Raw genomic sequence first — 18185 nt, 5'->3', positions numbered from 1 at the left:
ATCACGGTCGAAGCCGCGCTCGGAACCACGGCCGCCCTCACGGTCGAAGCCGCGCTCGGAACCACGGCCGCCCTCACGGTCGAAGCCGCGCTCGGAACCACGGCCGCCCTCACGGTCGAAGCCGCGCTCGAAGCCACGGCCGCTGTCGCGGTCGAAGTGACGGTCGCCGGACCGGCCGCCCTCGGGCTTGCCGTAACGGCCACGGGAACCACCCCGCTCGGCCCTGAAGGGGGCGCGGGCGTCGTCGCGATACCGCTCGCCGCCGGAACGCGCGTCGCGCCGGCCGCTGTCGCCCTGACGACCGGAGTCACCCGTACGGCCGCGGGGACGGTCGTCGCGTGCGTCGCCGGCGCGGCGGTCGCCGTACCGGCCGCCGCGCGGGGCCTCCTCGTCGCGGAACCGCCGCGAGTCGGGCCCGTCGAACCTGTCGGACCTGTCGGACCTGTCGGACCTGTCGGACCTGTCGGACCTGTCGGGCCTGTCGGACCGGTCTGACCTGGAGTCGAAACCGTACCCGGACCGGGAACCAGGGACGCGGGAACCGCCGCGCCGGTCGCCCTGGGGACGGAAGCCGCCGCCGGATCCGCCGCGGGATCCACGCGAGCTCGCGCCCTGCTGACCGGTGCTCCGGCTCCGACCGCGTCCCTCACCGGACGGGGTGCCACGCCTGTTGTTCACTACTTCTGCTCCTCAAGAATTTCCACGTCGTCCGGGAGGAACGGGGCGAGTTCGGGTAGCTCGTCGAGGCTCCGCAGCCCCAGTCTCTCCAGGAAGTAACTCGTCGTCCGGTAGAGCACGGCCTGGCTCTCCGGGTCGGTTCCGGCCTCTTCCACGAGGCCGCGTGCGACCAGCGTCCGCATGACGCCGTCGCTGCTCACGCCGCGCACCGCCGCCACCCGCGCCCGGCTGACCGGCTGCCGGTAGGCGACCACGGCGAGGGTCTCCAGCGCGGCCTGCGTCAGCCGCGCCTGCTGGCCGTCCCTGACGAACCTCTCCACCAGCGCGGCGCATTCCGCCCGGGTGTAGAAGCGCCAGCCTCCGGCCACCTCCCGCAGGTCGAAACCCCGGCCGGAGGCCGTGTATTCCTCGGACAGCGCGCGAAGGGCGGCGGCGACCTCCACCGTCGGGCGTTCGAGCACCTGCGCGAGGGTCACCTCGGCGACCGGCTCGTCCACCACCATCAGGATCGCTTCGAGCGCCGCGGTGAGCGAAAGCCCCTCCACCGTCCCGGTCGCGTCGGACTCCGCGGCACCGGGTGCCTGATCCCGCTGCCCGGCGGGCGTACCGGCGCCGGGGTCGTCGCCGGAACGGGGGATGTCGCTCGCTTCCATCGCTCCTCGCTCGTCGTGCGGTGGTTCCGTCTCTGCCGCCGCCGGCCCGGCGCCGCCTCGGCGTCCGTGTGGCGGGCCGGCCCCGCCTCACTCGCCTGGTGCCGCGTCCGCCTCGGCGGGCCGCTCCTCGCGCCGGCCCTCGTCGTAGTCGTCGCCGACCGTGACGTCGCCGTCGTCGGTGCCCGTCCAGGTGACGTACAGGTCGCCGAGCGGTTCGACCTGCTCGAAGGAGACCGCGGACTCCCGGAACAGCTCCAGGACGGCCAGGAAGCGGGCGACGACCTCGAACGTCCCCGCGCAGTCGGCGGTCAGCGCCCGGAAGGTCGCCGTGTGCAGCCGCCTCAGCCGCTCGACAAGGATAGCGGCTTGCTCCCGGACGCTCGCCAGCGGTTGATAGATGTGCGAGACCGACACCGACGGCGGAGCCTTCGGCGTGAAGGCCCGTGCCGCGATCTTGGCGAGCTGCTCGGGCCCGATGCCGAGCACGAGTTCCGGCAGCAGGTCGGCGAAGCGCTTCTCCATCGGCACGGCGCGCGGGAAGCGCAGCGCCTCCTCGGCCATCCGGCCCGCGAAGATCTTCGCGACCTCCTTGTACGCCCGATACTGCAGCAGTCGCGCGAACAGCAGGTCGCGGGCCTCCAGCAGGGCGAGGTCCTCCTCGTCCTCCACCTCTCCGGTGGGCAGCAGCCGCGCCGCCTTGAGGTCGAGCAGGGTCGCCGCGACGAGCAGGAAGTGGCTGGTCTGGTCGAGGTCCCATTCCGGCCCCCGCGACCGGATGTACGCGATGAACTCGTCGGTGACCTTGTGCAGGGACACCTCGGTGATGTCCAGCTTGTGCTTGGAGATCAACCCGAGCAGCAGGTCGAACGGCCCTTCGAAGACGTCCAGGTGCACCTGGAAACCGCTCGGCGCGCTCTCCTCGCTCCCCTGGTCGATCTCCTGGCCGGTCGTCACGCCTGCCATTGTCCCCTACCGTCGCGGCCCGGCGGGATCAGACGCGGGCGGGCCACCTGGCCAGCAGCTCGCGGGCCAGCTCGCGGTAGGCGGTGGCGCCCATCGAGCCGGGGTCGAACTGCGTGATCGGCTCCCCCGCCAGGGTGGCGTCGGGGAAGCGGACCGTCCGGTTGATGACGGTGTGGAACACCTTGTCGCCGAAGCCCTGCATGATCGTCTGCAGCACCTCGCGGGCGTGCAGCGTCCGGGGGTCGTACATGGTGGCGAGCAGGCCGTCGATCTCCAGGTTCTTGTTGAGCCGCTCCTGGACCTTGCCGATCGACTCCATCAGCAGCGCGACGCCGCGCAGCGCGAAGAACTCGCACTCCAGCGGGATCATCACACTGTGCGCGCAGGTCAGCGCGTTGACCGTGAGCAGGCCGAGGGACGGCTGGCAGTCGATCAGGCAGATGTCGTAGTGCGGCAGCAGGGGCTCCAGCGCCCGCTGGAGGGCGTACTCCCGCGCGACCTCGTTGACGAGCCGGATCTCCGCGCCGGACAGGAAGATGTTGCTCGGCAGGAGCTGCATGCCCTCGACGGTGGTGTCGATCAGCACGTCCTCGACCGTGACGTCGGGCTCCTCCATGATGAGGTCGTAGACCGTCGCCTCGAGCGGCCGGGGGTCGATGCCGAGACCGACCGACAGCGCGCCCTGCGGGTCGAAGTCGACGAGCAGCACCCGTTGGCCGACCTCGGCGAGCGCGGCACCCAGGTTGATCGTGGTCGTCGTCTTGCCGACGCCGCCCTTCTGGTTGACCATCGCGACGATGCGCGCGGGCCCGTGGGACTCCGGCGGCGTCGGCTCGGGGAACACCGGACGGGGACGACCGGTGGGCCCGATCGCACCGGGAGCCCCCACCCACGTCCCCTCTGTGGTCGCAGTCACCTGTTGGTCCTCCCTGACGGCCCTCGAACCTGATCGAATCTAAAGGGTCGGCACGTGGTCGGCAAGGCGGCGCGCCAACGGCTGCCGAGATGCACCCGTTCAGTGCAGGGCGCGGGGATGCGCCGCCGCGTACACCTCCCGGAGCTTGTCGACCGTCACCAGCGTGTACACCTGGGTGGTGGTCACCGAGGCGTGGCCGAGCAACTCCTGGACAACCCTAACGTCGGCGCCTCCGTCCAGGAGGTGGGTTGCGAACGAATGCCGCAACATATGCGGCGATACACCGGACAGTCCGGCTCGTTCCGCCGCCGCCTGCAGCACCTCCCAGGCGCCCTGCCGCGTGAGCCGTCCGCCCCGCGCGTTGAGGAACAGCGCGGGCGTCCCCCGGCCGTGCGCCGCCAGCCTGGGTCTCGCCCTGACCAGGTACGCGTCGAGCGCCTGGCGGGCGAAACGGCCGAGGGGCACGATCCTGGTCCGCCCGCCCTTGCCGCGCAGCCGCACCTGGTCCTGGTCGCCGTCCTCGTAGCGGTCCTCCTCGTGGGCAGGACCCGTGGGCACGTCGTCCACCGCCAGCCCGACCGCCTCGGAGATCCGGGCGCCCGTGCCGTACAGGACCTCCAGCAGCGCGCGGTTGCGCAGGGCGAGCGGCGAGTCCTCCGGGCCGCAGGCGGCGATCAGCCGCTCGACCTCCGCGACGGTGATCGCCTTGGGCAGCCGCCGGAGCTGCCGCGGCGGCCGCACCTCGTGCGCGGGGTCGTGACCCGCCACGCCCTCGCGCAGGGCGAAGCGGTGCAACCCGCGTACGGCCGACACGGCGCGGGCGGCGGAGCTCGCGACCAGCGCCGGATGCTCCTCGTCGCCCTCCCGGAGCGCGGCGAGGAAGGAGACCACGTCCGCCTCCGCGACCTGCGCGAACGTCTCGAGCCCGCGCGCCCGCAGGTGTTCGAGGTACCGGCGCAGGTCGCGACGGTAGGACGCGAGCGTGTTGGCAGACAGCCCCCGCTCCACCGCCAGATGGGCGAGGTAGCTGGACAGCACCGCCTCGGGCTCGCTCAGGACGTCTCCCTACGGATTCATGCCTCCGGCGCGTCGGCGGGACGAAGGCCCTTGAATCCGTCGGCGGAAGCAGCGTATGCGGCGAGGATACCGGCGACCGCAGGAGAATTGTGGATCATTCCGTTCAGGGCCTTGTCGACCGCCGCACCCAGCGGAATCCAGACCGCCGGCATGTCGGTCTCCTCGTGGTGGCGCACGTACGTGTTCTCCTCGTCGGGGATCGGCTCCAGGTCGCGGGCCAGGAAGACGCGGATCCGCTCGTCCGACATGCCCGGGGAGGTGCGCAGGTCGACCAGCGTGTGCCACGTACGCGCCCGGTAGGCGGCCTCCTCGGCGAGCTCCCGCGCCGCGCACTCCACCAGCGGCTCGCCCGGCACGTCGCGGATGCCGGCCGGCAGCTCCCACAGCAGGCGCCGCGCCGGATGCCGATACTGGCGGATCAGCAGCACCCGGTCCTCGCCGTCGAGGGCGAGCACCGCGACCGAACCGGGGTGGACGACGTAGTCGCGGTCGGCGGTCACTCCGCCAGGCATCTCCACCGTGTCGGTACGCACCGTGATGATCCGCCCGGCGAAATGCTCGGTGGAGGCGACGACGTTCCAGGACTCCTCGACGTCTTCGACGTTCACCGTGTTCTCCGCCGTGTTCTCCGCCGTGTTCTCCGTCGTGTTCTCCGTCGTGTTCTCAGCAGTCACTTGGCCCGGCCCGCCTTCGCCACGTTCTCGCGCCGGCCCGCGTACTCCAGGGCGGCCTGGACCAGCCCCTTGAACAGGGGGTGCGACCGGGTCGGGCGGGAGCGGAACTCCGGATGGGCCTGCGTGCCGATGAAGAACGGGTGCTGGTCGGTGGCCAGCTCGGCGTACTCGACGAGGCGGCCGTCGGGCGACAGGCCGGAGAACACCATGCCGACCTTCTCCAGGCGCTCCCGGTAGGCGTTGTTCACCTCGTAACGGTGCCGGTGGCGCTCCTCCACCTTGGCCTTGCCGTACAGGCGGCGGGCCAGCGAGCCCTCCACGAGCTTGGCCGGGTAGAGACCGAGCCGCATGGTGCCGCCCATGTCGCGCTCACCGGCGACGACGTCCTTCTGGTCGGCCATGGTCGAAATGACCGGGTTGATCGTCTCGGGGTCGAACTCGGTGCTGTCGGCGTCCTCGATCCCGGCCAGGTTGCGGGCCGCGTCGATGACGATGCACTGCATGCCGAGGCAGATGCCGAGCAGGGGGACGCGCTGCTCGCGGGCGTGCCGTACGGCGCCGACCTTGCCCTCGATGCCGCGCACCCCGAAGCCGCCGGGGATCAGCACGCCGTCGACGCCGTCCAGCTCGCGGGCCGCGCCCTCGGAGGTCTCGCAGTCGTCGCTCTTGACCCAGCGGATGTTGACGCGCGCGTCGTTGGCGAAGCCGCCCGCGCGCAGCGCCTCGGTGACCGACAGGTACGCGTCGGGCAGGTCGATGTACTTGCCGACCAGCGCGATCGTGACCTCCTTGGCCGGGCGGTGCACCCGGCGCAGGAGCTGGTCCCACTCGGTCCACTCCACGTCGCGGAACGGCAGGCCGAGGCGGCGCACCACGTACGCGTCGAGCCCCTCGGCGTGCAGAACCTTGGGGATGTCGTAGATCGAGGCGGCGTCGATCGCCGAGACGACGGCGTCCTCGTCCACGTCGCACATCAGGCTGATCTTCCGCTTGACCGCGTTGGTCACCGCGCGGTCGGAGCGGAGCACGATCGCGTCGGGCTGGATGCCGATGCTGCGCAGCGCCGCGACCGAGTGCTGCGTGGGCTTGGTCTTCAGCTCCCCGCTCGGGCCGATGTACGGCAGGAGGGAGACGTGCAGGAAGAAGACGTTGTCGCGGCCGACCTCGTGCCGGACCTGCCGGACGGCCTCCAGGAACGGCAGCGACTCGATGTCGCCGACGGTGCCGCCGACCTCGGTGATGACCACGTCGACGTCCGGGCCCGCCATTCCACGGATGCGGTCCTTGATCTCGTTGGTGATGTGCGGGATGACCTGGACGGTGTCGCCCAGGTACTCGCCGCGGCGCTCCTTCGCGATCACGTTCGAGTAGACCTGGCCGGTGGTGACGTTGGCGGAGCCGTGCAACTCGGTGTCGAGGAAGCGCTCGTAGTGGCCGATGTCGAGGTCCGTCTCGGCGCCGTCGTCGGTGACGAACACCTCGCCGTGCTGGAAGGGGTTCATCGTGCCGGGGTCGACGTTCAGGTAGGGATCGAGCTTCTGCATCGTGACGCGGAGGCCGCGAAGCTTGAGGAGACGACCGAGGCTGGAGGCCGTGAGTCCCTTGCCGAGACTGGAGGCGACGCCGCCGGTGACGAACAGATGCTTGGTTTGTGCGGCGCTGCGCAAGAAGAGCTCCCGTGGTCGATGTCGATCCGGCCGTCCGGTTTGGACGCCGCGATGCCCACGGGCTCTCAGAATATCAAACGCTGGGCAACATTGGGCTTGCCACGTGCACTAACCCGCCATAGCGGACAAGCCGACCTAACGGTAACTTGTCGCGTTATGTCGTTCGTGAAGCGCACCGTCGGCCGTCTGGTCCACCTGGGGTGGGCCTACGTGCGGGAGGCCGCGGCGATCAGCCCGGCCGCCCCGGGCGGTTACCGGTTCCGCAGCATGGGCGAGGGAGTGTGCCTGTCCTTCCCGCAGGGCGCCATCTTCGGGGAGCAGTGGATCGAGATCGGCCCGCACACGCTCGTGGGAGAGCGGGTGTCGATCTCGGCGGGCATGGGTCCCGGCGTGGATCTCGGGCCCGACTCGATCGTGCGGATCGGCCGGGGCTGCTCGATCGGCAGGGGCAGCCACATCGTCGGCCACCAGTCCATCGACATCGGCGACGACGTCTTCACCGGCCCTTACGTCTACATCACCGACCAGAACCACGTGTACGACGACCCCGAGACGCCCATCGGACGGCAGTGGCCGCGCAACAGGCCGGTCTCCATCGGTTCGGGGTCCTGGATCGGGACGGGGGCGATCATCCTGCCGGGGACGCGGATCGGCCGCCAGTCGGTGGTCGCCGGCGGCGCCGTGGTGCGCGGCGAGTTCCCCGACCACTCGGTCATCGCCGGCGTCCCGGCCAAGGTCGTCCGCCGGCACTCCCCCGACCTCGGCTGGCACAGCCCCTCGGCCGCCCGCCGCACCACCCCGCTGCCCGCCGACCCCCGCCCCCGCGCCGAACACGAGTCACGTACGGCCTGACCGAGCGCCGGCGACCTTCACCCGCGGCAGCGGCCCGAGCCCGATCTCATGATCGTGCAGCGCAGCGCCCTGCCCAACCTCACGACGACGTCCTTCAAACCTGAGGACGTTCACCTTGTCGTCGAAGTGGTGTCGCCCGAATCGGCGGACAGGGACAGAGTGACGAAGCCAACCAAGTATTCCAATGCCGGCATCAAATACCTATGGCGGGTGGAGCCGGAAGACGAGCAGGCGGTCGCGTACACGTTCGAGCTGGAGCCGAGCGTGAAGGCGTACGTGCCGACCGGGATCCACCGCAAGCGCCTCGCCACCTACGTCGGCTTCGACGTGGACATCGACCTGGACCTGAGCCGCTTCCTCGGCTGATCCGGCCTGTGCGGCGCCGGCGCGAGACGTGGGTGCCGTGCCCCGCCGTCAGCCCGGCGACGCGGCGGCACGGGCGCGGCGGGCCGCCCGGTAGCGCCGCACCCTGCGGACGAGCCGCCAGGCCACGAACGCCAGCAGCGCCAGCGCCACCACCACCAGGACGGGCAGGAAGATCGCGATCAGGCTCATGCCGAGTGAGCCAACGTCTTCGGCCGTGCTGACGACCGGCGCGCCCACGCCCGCCGTGGTGGCGTTCACCACCGGCCGCGCGGTGGCCTTGATCGCGTGCACGGCGAGGGCGACCGCGATCCCCAGCACCCAGCCGACCGCCGGGTGCTCGGCCATCCACGCCGACTCGTCCAGCCGCTCCGCCGCGGCGGTGGCGCTGAACACCACGCCGCCCGCGGCGGGCCGCACCGCCGTCTGGATCAAGTCGTTGACGTGGTCGACCACCGGCACCTTGTCGAGCACGAACTCGGCGACCAGCAGCACGGCGATGATCGCGAGGACCCATGTGTCGGACAGCCAGGCGTACTCGTGCGGCAGCCGTACGGCGTCGGTGAGCCGCGCGAGCACGCCGACGAGCAGCAACGGGATGTACGCGTTGAGCCCGGCCGCGGTCGACAGTCCGAGCCCGGTGAGCGCCGCGAACATCGGCAACCTCCTCCGGCCGGCGGGACGATCCCGCCTTCCCGTCAACGGACGGCCCCGGCTCCGTGTCCCCGTCCACTACCGCGAATCGCGCCCCCGGAACCTCTGCCGGCACGTGACGGGCGCCTGCCGTGTCAGGCGCGGGCGGCCACGGCGGATAGTCCTCCGCCCGGGAGTCATTCTTCACCGGCCCGCTGGAGCACCAACAGGGCGCTGTCGCCCTCCACCCGGGTGAGTCGCAGTCCGACGTCGCCGATGCGGCCCGGCCTGCTCGTGCTGATCGTCAACGCCCCTCGGACCCGGCAGCGGTCGTTGTAACAGCTCCGGCTGATGCTGGTGTTCGCCCCGTCGACGACCGTCGAGGTGCCGGTGAAGGCGATTCTGGCGGCGTCTCCCCGCAGGCCCACCACGGAGATCTCGTCCACGCCCAGCGCCGGGTCGATGGGGATGCTGTCCCCCGCACGCACCCGCGCCTCGCAGTCGCCGTCCCGGCAGCCGGCGAAGTCGCCCGGCGTCGCCGACGGGCTGGGCGACGGCGACGACGATGGTGCGGCCGTCACGATGGGTTCGGCGGAGGCCGAGGCGAACGTGACCGGCCGGCTCACCGGCTCCGCCGCGATCGAGTGCGCGGGAGCCTCGCCGCAACCGGCGAGGAGCGCGGTCACCGACCCGGCGGCGAGTGCGAGGCGAACGGCAGGCCCTGACGCATTGGTCGTCGAACGCATGATTTCCCCGATTTGTCACAAATGGATTCGCTTAGTCGGGAGCCGCCATAATCGAGCCACTCCCATCACGCGTGGATCCACGCGGCAGCGAATGCCTTCCCCGCAACGAACCAGGTCAACCGCGTTCGGAGCCCGCACCCCGCCCGTCTCCTCGCAGCCGGCGGCGTTTCCGTCACGTGGCCGAAACGGCGAATTCGGTCACTCACCCAGCGAGGGTGCCAATGCACAATCCACTGCGATCGGCCGAATTTCGAATTCGGTCGCATCGGCGTCGGCCCGGGGGGTGCCGACGCCGCGCCGTCACTTAACGCCGGCCTCGCGCATGTCGCGGACCTCCCGCTTGAGCTCCTTGATCTCGTCGCGCAGCCGGGCCGCCACCTCGAACTGCAGATCGGCGGCGGCGGTGTGCATCTGCTCGGTCAGCGACTCGATCAGCGATTCGAGCTGGGCGCGGGGCATCTCCCCCGCGATCGCCTTCGCGTGCTGGCCCGCGCCCCGGGACGCGAGACCCGGCACCGGCGACTTGCCGCGCGACTGCTGACGCCCGGCGCCGCCGAGGAGCTGCGCGGTGTCGGCGTCCTCACGGACGAGGCTGTCCAGGATGTCGGCGATCTTCTTGCGCAGCGGCTGCGGGTCGATGCCGTGCGCCTCGTTGTAGGCGATCTGCTTGGCCCGGCGCCGGCTGGTCTCCTCGATCGCCCGCTCCATGCTGGGCGTGATCTTGTCGGCGTACATGTGGACCTGGCCGGACACGTTTCGGGCCGCTCGGCCGATCGTCTGGATGAGCGAGGTCTCCGAGCGCAGGAAGCCCTCCTTGTCGGCGTCGAGGATCGCCACCAGCGAGACCTCGGGCAGGTCGAGGCCCTCACGCAGCAGGTTGATGCCGACGAGCACGTCGAACTCGCCCATGCGCAGCTCGCGCAGCAGCTCGATGCGGCGCAGCGTGTCGACCTCGCTGTGCAGGTAGCGGACCCGGATGCCGTTGTCGAGCAGGTAGTCGGTGAGGTCCTCGGCCATCTTCTTGGTAAGGGTGGTGACCAGGACCCGCTCGTCCCGCTCCGCCCGGGCGCGGATCTCCTCCATGAGGTCGTCGATCTGCCCCTTGGTGGGCTTGATGATCACCTCGGGGTCGACCAGACCGGTGGGGCGGATGACCTGCTCCACCACCTCGCCCTTGCTGCGGCCCAGCTCGTACGGCCCGGGCGTCGCGGACAGGTAGACGGTCTGACCGATGCGCTCCAGGAACTCCTCCCACTTGAGCGGGCGGTTGTCCATGGCGGAGGGCAGGCGGAACCCGTGGTCGACCAGCGTCCGCTTGCGCGAGGCGTCACCCTCGTACATCGCGCCGATCTGGGGGACGGTCTGGTGCGACTCGTCCAGCACCAGCAGGAAGTCGTCGGGGAAGAAGTCGAGCAGCGTGTGCGGCGCGGTGCCCGCCTCGCGGCCGTCGATGTGCCGCGAGTAGTTCTCGATGCCGGCGCAGGTGCCGACCTGCCGCATCATCTCGATGTCGTAGGTGGTGCGCATGCGCAGCCGCTGGGCCTCCAGCAGCTTGCCCTGCCGCTCCAGGTCGGCGAGCCGCTCGGCGAGCTCCGCCTCGATGCCGGCGATGGCCCGCTCCATACGCTCGGGGCCGGCCACGTAGTGGGAGGCGGGGAAGATGTGCAGCTCGTCGTCCTCGCCGACGACCTCACCGGTCAGCGGGTGCAGCGTCGCGAGCTTCTCGATCTCGTCGCCGAACATCTCGATGCGGACGGCCAGCTCCTGGTAGACCGGGATGACCTCGACCGTGTCGCCGCGCACCCGGAACGTGCCCCGGGTGAAGGCCAGGTCGTTGCGGGTGTACTGCATGTCGACCAGCCGCCGCAGCAGCTGGTCGCGCTCGATCTGCTGGCCGACCTTGAGCCCGACCATCCGGTCGACGTACTCCTGCGGCGTGCCCAGGCCGTAGATGCAGGAGACGGAGGCGACCACGACCACGTCGCGGCGGGACACCAGCGACCAGGTCGCCGAGTGACGCAGCCGCTCGACCTCCTCGTTGATCGAGGAGTCCTTCTCGATGTAGGTGTCGCTCTGCGGGACGTACGCCTCGGGCTGGTAGTAGTCGTAATACGACACGAAGTACTCGACCGCGTTGTTCGGCAGCATCTCGCGCAGCTCGTTGGCGAACTGGGCGGCGAGCGTCTTGTTCGGCTGCATGACCAGCGTCGGGCGCTGCACCCGCTCGATCAGCCACGCGACCGTCGCGGTCTTGCCGGTGCCGGTCGCGCCGAGCAGGACGCTGTCCTTCTCCCCGGCCCTGACCCGGCGCTCCAGCTCCGCGATCGCCGTGGGCTGGTCGCCGGACGGCGTCATGTCGGTGACGACCTCGAAGGGCGCGACCTTGCGCTTCAGGTCCATCATGGATGTCATCGCCCGCTCAGCTCCTCACTCGCCCCGTCCACCGGCGCGGGGCGGCATGAAGATGCGCGACGCCCGCTCCGGTTCACCTCCATAACCTACGCGTGGCTACCGACAATTCCGGTCCCGATACCCGCTCCGCCTCTCGCCCGCGACGCCTCCGGCCCGCCGACGGCCGACCCTTGGCCGGACCATGACCCTGTCGTTACGATTCCAGTCGGGGGCCGACACTGACGGGATGGCGGGGCTGACCATGGCGGGGTTGCGGAATGCCGTCGGCCGGTCGCTCGCGTGGGCGGCCAAGAACGTCGACGGGGCCATCGCCCTCGTGCTGGCCGTGGCCGTGGGCGTGCTGGGCGTGCTGCCCGACGACGTGATCCCCGACAAGGTGAAGTCGCAGCTCGTCAGCGGCACCACCCTCGTCGTCCTGGCCCTGGTCGCGACCGCGCTGCTGCGCGACCGGGCCCGGCAGGAGCCGGTCGAGGAGGCCATGCACGCGACCTCCGGCGTGCTCACGCGGCTCCCCGAGCGTCTTGACCGCCTCGACGAGCTGGAGGACCTCGTCGCGGGCACCCGCCGGGCCCTCGAGGACATGGCGGTCATCCGCATCCTGGGCAGTCAGCACGAGATCGCGCAGGCGCACGCGGACGCGCGGCGGGGCACCGACCGCTGGGCGTTCAAGGGCGGCACCGGCACCTATATGCGCGCCGTCACGCTGCCCGAGTGCGTGACCGCCGCGCGGCGCGAGAAGCGGCACCTCACGGTCCGCCTGGAGATCATCGACCCGACGGACGAGGCGGTGTGCGAGAGCTACGCGCACTACCGCAGGTCGCTGTCGGACCGGCCCGACGGCACCGGTGAGGTGTGGACGACCGACCGCGCGAGGAAGGAGTCGTACGCGAGCGTCCTGGCCGCGTTCTGGTATCGCCAGCGGTACGGCCTGCTCGACATCGCGGTGGGGCTGTCGCCGGTCATGACGACCTTCCGCTGGGACATGTCGGGCCGTGCCCTGATCATGACGTCCGAGGACCCCAACCGGGCCATCATCGCCTTCAGCGGCTCGTTCTTCTACGAGAGCTGCGGCACCGAGCTGCGCACGAGCTTCGAGCAGGCCCGGCGCGTGGCGATCGACCGGTACCGGTCGGTGCCGCTGAGCGAGGAGCCGACCGTCGAGGAGGTCCGCAGGCTGTTCGAGCGCGTCGATCTCCCGCTGCCCAAGTCGTTCACCGACCGGGACGTCGTCGAGGTCACCCGGAAGGCGCTGCGTGCCAAGGACCCGTACGCGCAATGAGGTACCGGGAGGTGACCGACGCGCTCGCCGGCGGGAAGGCCCGCGAGTGGGCCCTCGGCGTGCTCGGGGGCATCGCGGCCGGCGGCTCGGACGTGCGGGGCGTGCGGCACCCGCTCGGGTTCCTCTGCCTGCCGCTGGTCCGCGAGGGAGACCTCGGGGTGTGCGTGCACGTCTGGACCGCCGCCGCGCGGCGCGCCCGCAGCACCACCTCGCAGGTCCACTGCCACAGCTGGGACCTGGTCAGCCACGTCCTGTACGGCCAGGTGCGCAACGTCCACGCGGTCGTGACCGACACCTCGCGCTCTCCCACCCACCGCGTCTTCGAGGTGGTCAGCACGCCGTCGGGCGACGTCGTCCGCCCCACTTCCAGGACCGTCGCGTACGCACCGGGACGCGCGGAGCTGTTCGGCGCCGGGGAGACCTACACGCTCGCCGCGGGCGCCTTCCACAGCAGCGTCATCCCCGAGGACGGCGAGGCCGCCACCGTGGCGCTCGGCCGCGGCAGGCCGGGCCTGGGCGATCTGTCGCTCGGGCCGCTCGCCACGCCCCTCCACCACGTCAGGCGGGAACGCCTCGACGCCACCGAGACCGCACGTGCCGCCGAGCTGGCCAGGAGGAGCCTGTGGACCTCGAACACGCCAGGCGGGTAGCCGTCGAGGCCGCCCTGTCCGCCGGCGCCGTGCTGCGCGAGAGCGCGCCGGGAACGGTCGCCGTCCACGCCAAGGGCGGGTCGGGCGACGTCGTCACCGACCTCGACCTGGCCGCCGAGAAGCTGATCCTCGACCGCATCCGGGCCGAGTTCCCCACCCACCGGATCGTGGCCGAGGAGTCGGGCGTCCACGACGGCGACCTGGCGGACGGCGGGTGGACCTGGCTCGTCGACCCCCTCGACGGCACGAACAACGTGGCGATCGGTCTCCCGGCGTACGTCGTGGGCCTGGCGCTGTGCGCGGGCGGCCGCCCGGTGCTCGGGGTGGTCCACGAGCCGCTGTCCGGCCGCACCTGGTCGGCCGTCACCGGGGCGGGGGCCCGCGGGCCGGCGGGGCCGCTGACCGGGCCGCCGCGGCGGGAGCTCCCGCACGGGCCGGTGCTGGCCTGGACGCAGGGCCACGGGGTCTCCCGGCTGGACCCGGCCGCGCGGTCGCTGAAGATGACGATGGACGCCCGCGCCCGGCGGGTGCTCCAGCTCTGGGCCCCGCTGCTGTGCTGGGCGATGCTCGCCCGCGGCGACATCGACGGCATGATCGGCTACCGCGCGGAAGGGCTCGACCTGCCCGCCGGGGCCCTGATCGCGCGGGAGGCCGGCGTGGAGATCCGGCGGCTGGACGGCGGGCCGTTCGAGGCGTCCGCCGAGGGCCCGTCCGAGGACCGCAGCTTCGTCGCCGCGCCGCCCGGACTGATCGATGAGTTGCTCGACCTGGTCGCCGAGGCCCGCCGCCTGGCGTCCTCGATTCCGCCGCTCTAAAGGGCGCTCAGTCGTCGAGGCCGCGTGCGGCGAGCGCCTCGCCCAGCGCGTCGGCGTGCCGCAGGGCGCCGACCACCAGCGGGACGGCGAAGGCGCGCGCGCTGCGCTCGACCCCTCTGGCGCGCTGGGCGTCCCGCACCCGGGTGACCAGGTCCGCCATCACCGGCACGCTGCGCAGCGTGAGGGACAGCAGCAGCGACAGGCGGAACGGGTCCAGCCCGGCGAACCTGACGGGGGCGAGGCAGCGCTCCAGGCAGGCCATGAGCGCGCCGGTGCGCGTCGTGAGCGTGACCAGTCCGGCCAGGGCGACGGCGAGCACGACGCGCAGCGTGGAGGACGCCGCCGCGGGCAGGTCGGCGAAGACCAGCTGCACGCAGAACAGGGCCACGGCGAACCAGCGGACGGGCCGCACCTGCGCCCAGGCCGCCGCGGCGCCGACCCCGGACACGGCGTACAGCAGCACCACGACGGCCGCGGCGGCCGCCAGCGCGGCGGGCGAGCGCAGCAGCAGGAGCGCGGTGCAGGACACGGCGAGCCCGGCGAGCTTGGCGCCCGCGGGCAGCCGGTGCAGGAGCGATCCGCCCGGCACGTAGGCGCCGGTGAGCCCGGTCACGCCATCGTCTTCCGGTAGTGGTCGATCGCGGTGACGGGATCGGCGTCGGCGACGATCCGGCCCTCGTCGATCACGAGCACCCGGTCGAAGTCCTCCAGCAGCGCGAGGTCGTGGGTGACCACGACCACCTGCTGCGGCAGGTCCCGCAGCAGCGCCGCGACCTGCCGGGAGTGGCGCAGGTCGAGCAGCGTGGTCGGCTCGTCCATGACCAGGATCTCCGGTTCGAGCACCAGCACCGAGCAGAGGGCGAGCAGTTGCTTCTGGCCGCCGGACAGGTGGTGGGCGGGATGGTCGGCGTGCTCCGCGAGGCCGTACCTCTCCAGGACCTCCCGCACCCGGCGCTCGACCTCCGCGCGCGCCAGCCCTTTGCGGCGCAGCGAGAAGGCCACGTCCTCGGCCACCGTGGGCATCACGATCTGCGCGTCCGGGTCGGTGAACAGGAACCCCACGCCGCGCCGGATGCGGGCCGCGTGGCGGCGGGTGTCGAGCCCGGACACCGTCACGGTGCCCGAGGACGGCAGGACCAGCCCGTTGACCAGGCGGGCGAGCGTGCTCTTGCCCGAGCCGTTGGCCCCGACCACGCCCACGCGGCGCTCGCTCAGCGAGGCCGTGACGCCGCGCAGCACCTCCCGCTGCCCGAGCCGCACATGGACGTCCTCCAGCCGGATCACTCACACCACCTCGAACAGGGCGGCGATCCCGAGACCGCCGCCGACCGCGACCGCCGCCAGGCCCAGTGTCCCCTTCGGCGCCCCGGCCAGCCGGCTGAACAGCCGGGTCACCACCACGGCGCCGCTCGCGCCCCAGGGGTGGCCGAGGGCGAGCGCGCCGCCGTCGGCGCACACGCGCTCGGAGTCCGCGCCGAGGGGATCGAGGCCGAGCGCGTCGGTGACCGCGAGCACCTGCGCCGCGAACGCCTCCACGATCTCCACCGCCGCCACCCTCTCCAGGTCCGCTCCGGCCCGCCGCAGCACCCGCCGTACGGCGGGCACCGGTCCCCACCCGGGCAGCGCGGGGTCGCAGCCGACGACGGCGCCCGCCAGCAGGCGCAGCCCGGGCAGACCGGCCGCCGCGCGCAGCCGCTCGGGCACGACCGCGACCGCCGCGGCCCCGTCGCTGACCGGGGAGGAGTTGCCGGCCGTCACCGTACCCCCCGGCACGAACGCGGCGGGCAGCCGGGCCAGCGACTCCGGCCGCAGCACGCGCGGGCGCTGGTCGTCCACGCGGCCGCCGATCGGGACGATCTCGCGCGCGAACCGGCCGGCCTCCCGCCCGGCCAGCGCCCGCGCGTGGCTCCGGCAGGCGTACGCGTCCTGGCGCTCCCTGGTCACGCCGCGCGCGGCGGCGAGCGCCTCGGCGGCCGCGCCCATGTCCGGGTCGGGGTGCCCCGCGGGGGCGAACGGCGCCCGCTCGTACGGCACGGCCGGCTCACCCTCGTGCCGGTGCGCCCGCAGCGGCGCGGTGGAGGCGCTCTCGACGCCCCCGGCGACGACCAGGTCCGCGTCGCCGCAGCGGACCGCCTGGGCGGCCAGCAGGATCGCCGCGAGCCCGCTGCCGCACTGCCGGTCGACGGTGACGCCGGGCACCTCGTGGCCCATCCCGGCGGCGAGCGCGCTGACCCGCGCCAGGTTGCCCCCGGGTCCCGTGCAGTTGCCCAGCACCACGTCGTCGACCGGGACGCCGAGGTGCGCCACGTCGCGGGCGACCGCTCCGATGACGGGCGCGGCGAGCCGGTCGGCCGTCAGGGCCCGGTACGCGTGGCCGGCGGTGCCGATGGGAGTGCGGCGGGCCGCCACGACGACCGCCTGCTCGTCCATGTCAGCCGAGCCTTCGCAGGCCGGGGTCGCCGCCGGCGGCGAGACGGGCGGCGACGAGGCCGCGGGCCGCCTTGCCGGTGGGGGTGCGGGGCAGGGACCGGGCCGCGTACCAGCGGCGGGGGCGCTGCGCCGGGTCGAGCTCGGCGCGCGCCGTCGCCTCCAGCGCCGCCCGTGACGCGTCCTCGCCCTCGACGACCGCGGTGACCACGGCGCCCAGGTGCGGGTGCGGCGTGCCGACCACGACCACGTCGTCCACTCCCGGCACCTTCCGCAGCACCTCCTCGACGTCCTCGGGCACCACGGTGGCGCCGCCGGTCTGGATCGCGCCGTCGCCCCGGCCGCGCAGCCGCAGGACCTCGCCCGGCCGGTACGGCTCCGCCAGGTCGCCGACCGTCATCCAGCCGCCGGCGTCCCGCCGGAGAGGGCCCGTCGCACCGGCCAGGTAGCCCTCGCAGAGCCACGGGGAGCGCACCCACACCTCGCCGAGGGCCTGCCCGGGCAACGCCCTGACGTCGACCTCGACGCCCGGGAAGGGCCGCAGCCCGGATCCGTCGGCGTCCACGGCGACGAACGACAGCTCGGTGGCGCCGTAATAGGACACCACACGCACTCCGGCCGCCGTCGCCCGGGTCCGGGCGGCGGCGTCCATCGCCGCACCGCCGACCACGGCGGTGCGCAGCGGGCCCCCGGCCGCGGCCAAGACGTCCAGCACGGCGGGCAGCCGGTGCGGCACCACATGCACCACGGTGGCCCGCCGCAACTGCCCGGCCAGCGCGCCCGGCGACCACCGGCCGGGCACCACGGCCGTCGCGCCCGCCGCCAGCGTGTGCACGGCGGCGAAGCCGTACAGGGAGGAGACCAGCGGGCCGGGGATCAGCACGACGTCGCCGGGGCCGATCCCGGTCAGCTCGTCCAGGTGGGCGAACGACCCGGTCCACGAGGCGCGGCCGCGCACCACGGCGCGGGGCCTGCCGGTGCTGCCGGAGCTGAAGCAGGCCCAGGTGAGGTCGTCCGGCCCGGGGCGGTGCCGCACGGGCGGGCCGTCCGCCTCGGGGAGCGGGTCGTCGAATCGGGCGGCGACCGGCACCGCGGCCATGACCTGCGCCCGTCGTTCCTCGTTCCACGCGTGGTCGCACAACAGCGGCGTGACCCCCGCCAGGTCGGCGGCGAGCACGGCGACGAGCAGGGCCGCCGGATCGGCCTGACCGGCCGCGACGAGCGCGTCGCGCCCGATCCCGTCGTCGGCGAGGCGGCGAGCGGCGCGGCCGGCCCGGGCCGCGAGCTCGGCATAGGTCAGGTCCCCCCCGGGACCGGACACCGCGATCCGCCGGGGGCGGACGGCGGCGTGCCGCATGACCTGCGCGGCTACCGGCACGG

General features: G+C 72.8%; 18 protein-coding genes and 1 pseudogene. 5 read left to right on the top strand and 14 right to left on the bottom strand.

Features of this window, described 5'->3' with window-relative positions:
- The 7 genes and pseudogenes from AB0J39_RS22495 to AB0J39_RS22465 form a co-directional block, all read right to left on the bottom strand.
- Positions 1 to 678: pseudogene (locus AB0J39_RS22495) on the bottom strand (hypothetical protein); the annotation flags it as partial.
- Positions 678 to 1331, bottom strand: a complete 654-nt coding sequence (gene scpB, locus AB0J39_RS22490) for an SMC-Scp complex subunit ScpB (RefSeq protein ID WP_363467860.1) — start codon at positions 1329 to 1331, stop codon at positions 678 to 680. The pseudogene AB0J39_RS22495 and the gene scpB, both read right to left, overlap by 1 nt.
- Positions 1332 to 1418: 87 nt before the next feature.
- Positions 1419 to 2294: a segregation/condensation protein A gene (locus AB0J39_RS22485; protein ID WP_363467858.1), complete on the bottom strand. Its 876-nt coding sequence runs from the start codon at positions 2292 to 2294 to the stop codon at positions 1419 to 1421.
- Positions 2295 to 2322: 28 nt separating this feature from the next.
- Entirely contained in the window at positions 2323 to 3183 is an 861-nt protein-coding gene (locus AB0J39_RS22480; protein ID WP_310738894.1) for an AAA family ATPase, read from the bottom strand.
- Positions 3184 to 3309: 126 nt separating this feature from the next.
- Positions 3310 to 4248, bottom strand: a complete 939-nt coding sequence (locus AB0J39_RS22475) for a site-specific tyrosine recombinase XerD (protein ID WP_363467856.1) — start codon at positions 4246 to 4248, stop codon at positions 3310 to 3312.
- 35 nt (positions 4249 to 4283) lie between these two features.
- Positions 4284 to 4961 (bottom strand): NUDIX hydrolase, encoded by a 678-nt coding sequence (locus tag AB0J39_RS22470; RefSeq protein WP_363467854.1) that lies wholly within the window; start codon positions 4959 to 4961, stop codon positions 4284 to 4286.
- Positions 4958 to 6628 (bottom strand): CTP synthase, encoded by a 1671-nt coding sequence (locus tag AB0J39_RS22465; RefSeq protein ID WP_363467851.1) that lies wholly within the window; start codon positions 6626 to 6628, stop codon positions 4958 to 4960. Before AB0J39_RS22465 ends, AB0J39_RS22470 begins: the two co-directional genes overlap by 4 nt.
- 156 nt (positions 6629 to 6784) lie before the next feature.
- Here AB0J39_RS22465 and AB0J39_RS22460 point away from each other — a divergent pair, with 156 nt between their 5' ends.
- Both AB0J39_RS22460 and AB0J39_RS22455 read left to right on the top strand, forming a co-directional pair.
- A complete protein-coding gene (locus AB0J39_RS22460) occupies positions 6785 to 7480 on the top strand; it encodes an acyltransferase (RefSeq protein ID WP_363467848.1) in 696 nt (231 codons plus the stop codon).
- 48 nt (positions 7481 to 7528) lie between these two features.
- The gene (locus AB0J39_RS22455; RefSeq protein WP_363467845.1) at positions 7529 to 7846 is read left to right on the top strand and encodes a Uma2 family endonuclease; all 318 of its coding nucleotides are present in this window, start codon (positions 7529 to 7531) and stop codon (positions 7844 to 7846) included.
- 48 nt (positions 7847 to 7894) lie between these two features.
- Here AB0J39_RS22455 and AB0J39_RS22450 read toward each other — a convergent pair whose 3' ends face one another.
- From AB0J39_RS22450 to uvrB, 3 genes are all read right to left on the bottom strand, one after another.
- Complete coding sequence (locus AB0J39_RS22450; RefSeq protein WP_363467843.1) at positions 7895 to 8500, bottom strand: DUF4126 domain-containing protein; 606 nt, start codon at positions 8498 to 8500, stop codon at positions 7895 to 7897.
- Between the two features lie 173 nt (positions 8501 to 8673).
- Positions 8674 to 9162 carry a hypothetical protein gene (locus AB0J39_RS22445; RefSeq protein ID WP_363467840.1) on the bottom strand — a complete coding sequence of 163 codons (489 nt, stop codon included), beginning with the start codon at positions 9160 to 9162 and terminating at the stop codon, positions 8674 to 8676.
- Positions 9163 to 9522: 360 nt separating this feature from the next.
- Complete coding sequence (gene uvrB, locus AB0J39_RS22440; RefSeq protein ID WP_363467838.1) at positions 9523 to 11634, bottom strand: excinuclease ABC subunit UvrB; 2112 nt, start codon at positions 11632 to 11634, stop codon at positions 9523 to 9525.
- A gap of 226 nt (positions 11635 to 11860) precedes the next feature.
- On the opposite strand from uvrB, the gene AB0J39_RS22435 reads away from it, so the two are divergent.
- Genes AB0J39_RS22435 through AB0J39_RS22425 form a run of 3 tightly spaced genes read left to right on the top strand, consistent with a single transcriptional unit; the run spans position 11861 to position 14378 of the window.
- Entirely contained in the window at positions 11861 to 12913 is a 1053-nt protein-coding gene (locus tag AB0J39_RS22435; protein ID WP_363467835.1) for a hypothetical protein, read from the top strand.
- Positions 12910 to 13563, top strand: a complete 654-nt coding sequence (locus AB0J39_RS22430) for a hypothetical protein (protein WP_363467832.1) — start codon at positions 12910 to 12912, stop codon at positions 13561 to 13563. Before AB0J39_RS22435 ends, AB0J39_RS22430 begins: the two co-directional genes overlap by 4 nt.
- Entirely contained in the window at positions 13536 to 14378 is an 843-nt protein-coding gene (locus AB0J39_RS22425) for an inositol monophosphatase (RefSeq protein ID WP_363467830.1), read from the top strand. The genes AB0J39_RS22430 and AB0J39_RS22425 overlap by 28 nt, the downstream gene beginning before the upstream one ends.
- A 7-nt stretch (positions 14379 to 14385) precedes the next feature.
- On the opposite strand, the gene AB0J39_RS22420 is transcribed toward AB0J39_RS22425, so the two are convergent.
- From AB0J39_RS22420 to AB0J39_RS22405, 4 genes are read right to left on the bottom strand one after another with little or no spacing between them, the layout of a single operon-like run.
- Positions 14386 to 14991, bottom strand: coding sequence for an energy-coupling factor transporter transmembrane protein EcfT (locus AB0J39_RS22420; RefSeq protein WP_363467827.1), 606 nt, complete (start codon positions 14989 to 14991; stop codon positions 14386 to 14388).
- Positions 14988 to 15662, bottom strand: a complete 675-nt coding sequence (locus AB0J39_RS22415; RefSeq protein WP_363467824.1) for an ABC transporter ATP-binding protein — start codon at positions 15660 to 15662, stop codon at positions 14988 to 14990. The genes AB0J39_RS22420 and AB0J39_RS22415 overlap by 4 nt, the downstream gene beginning before the upstream one ends.
- Complete coding sequence (locus AB0J39_RS22410; RefSeq protein WP_363467821.1) at positions 15663 to 16808, bottom strand: thiolase family protein; 1146 nt, start codon at positions 16806 to 16808, stop codon at positions 15663 to 15665.
- 1 nt (position 16809) lies between these two features.
- Positions 16810 to 18183 (bottom strand): AMP-binding protein, encoded by a 1374-nt coding sequence (locus tag AB0J39_RS22405; RefSeq protein WP_363467818.1) that lies wholly within the window; start codon positions 18181 to 18183, stop codon positions 16810 to 16812.
- Between the last annotated feature and the right edge of the window lie 2 nt (positions 18184 to 18185).

Source organism: Microbispora sp. NPDC049633 (assembly GCF_040675265.1).
Lineage (GTDB): Bacteria > Actinomycetota > Actinomycetes > Streptosporangiales > Streptosporangiaceae > Microbispora > Microbispora maris.
The sequence above is the reverse complement of the archived record's forward strand: the minus strand, read 5'-3'. Positions and strand labels throughout refer to the sequence as shown.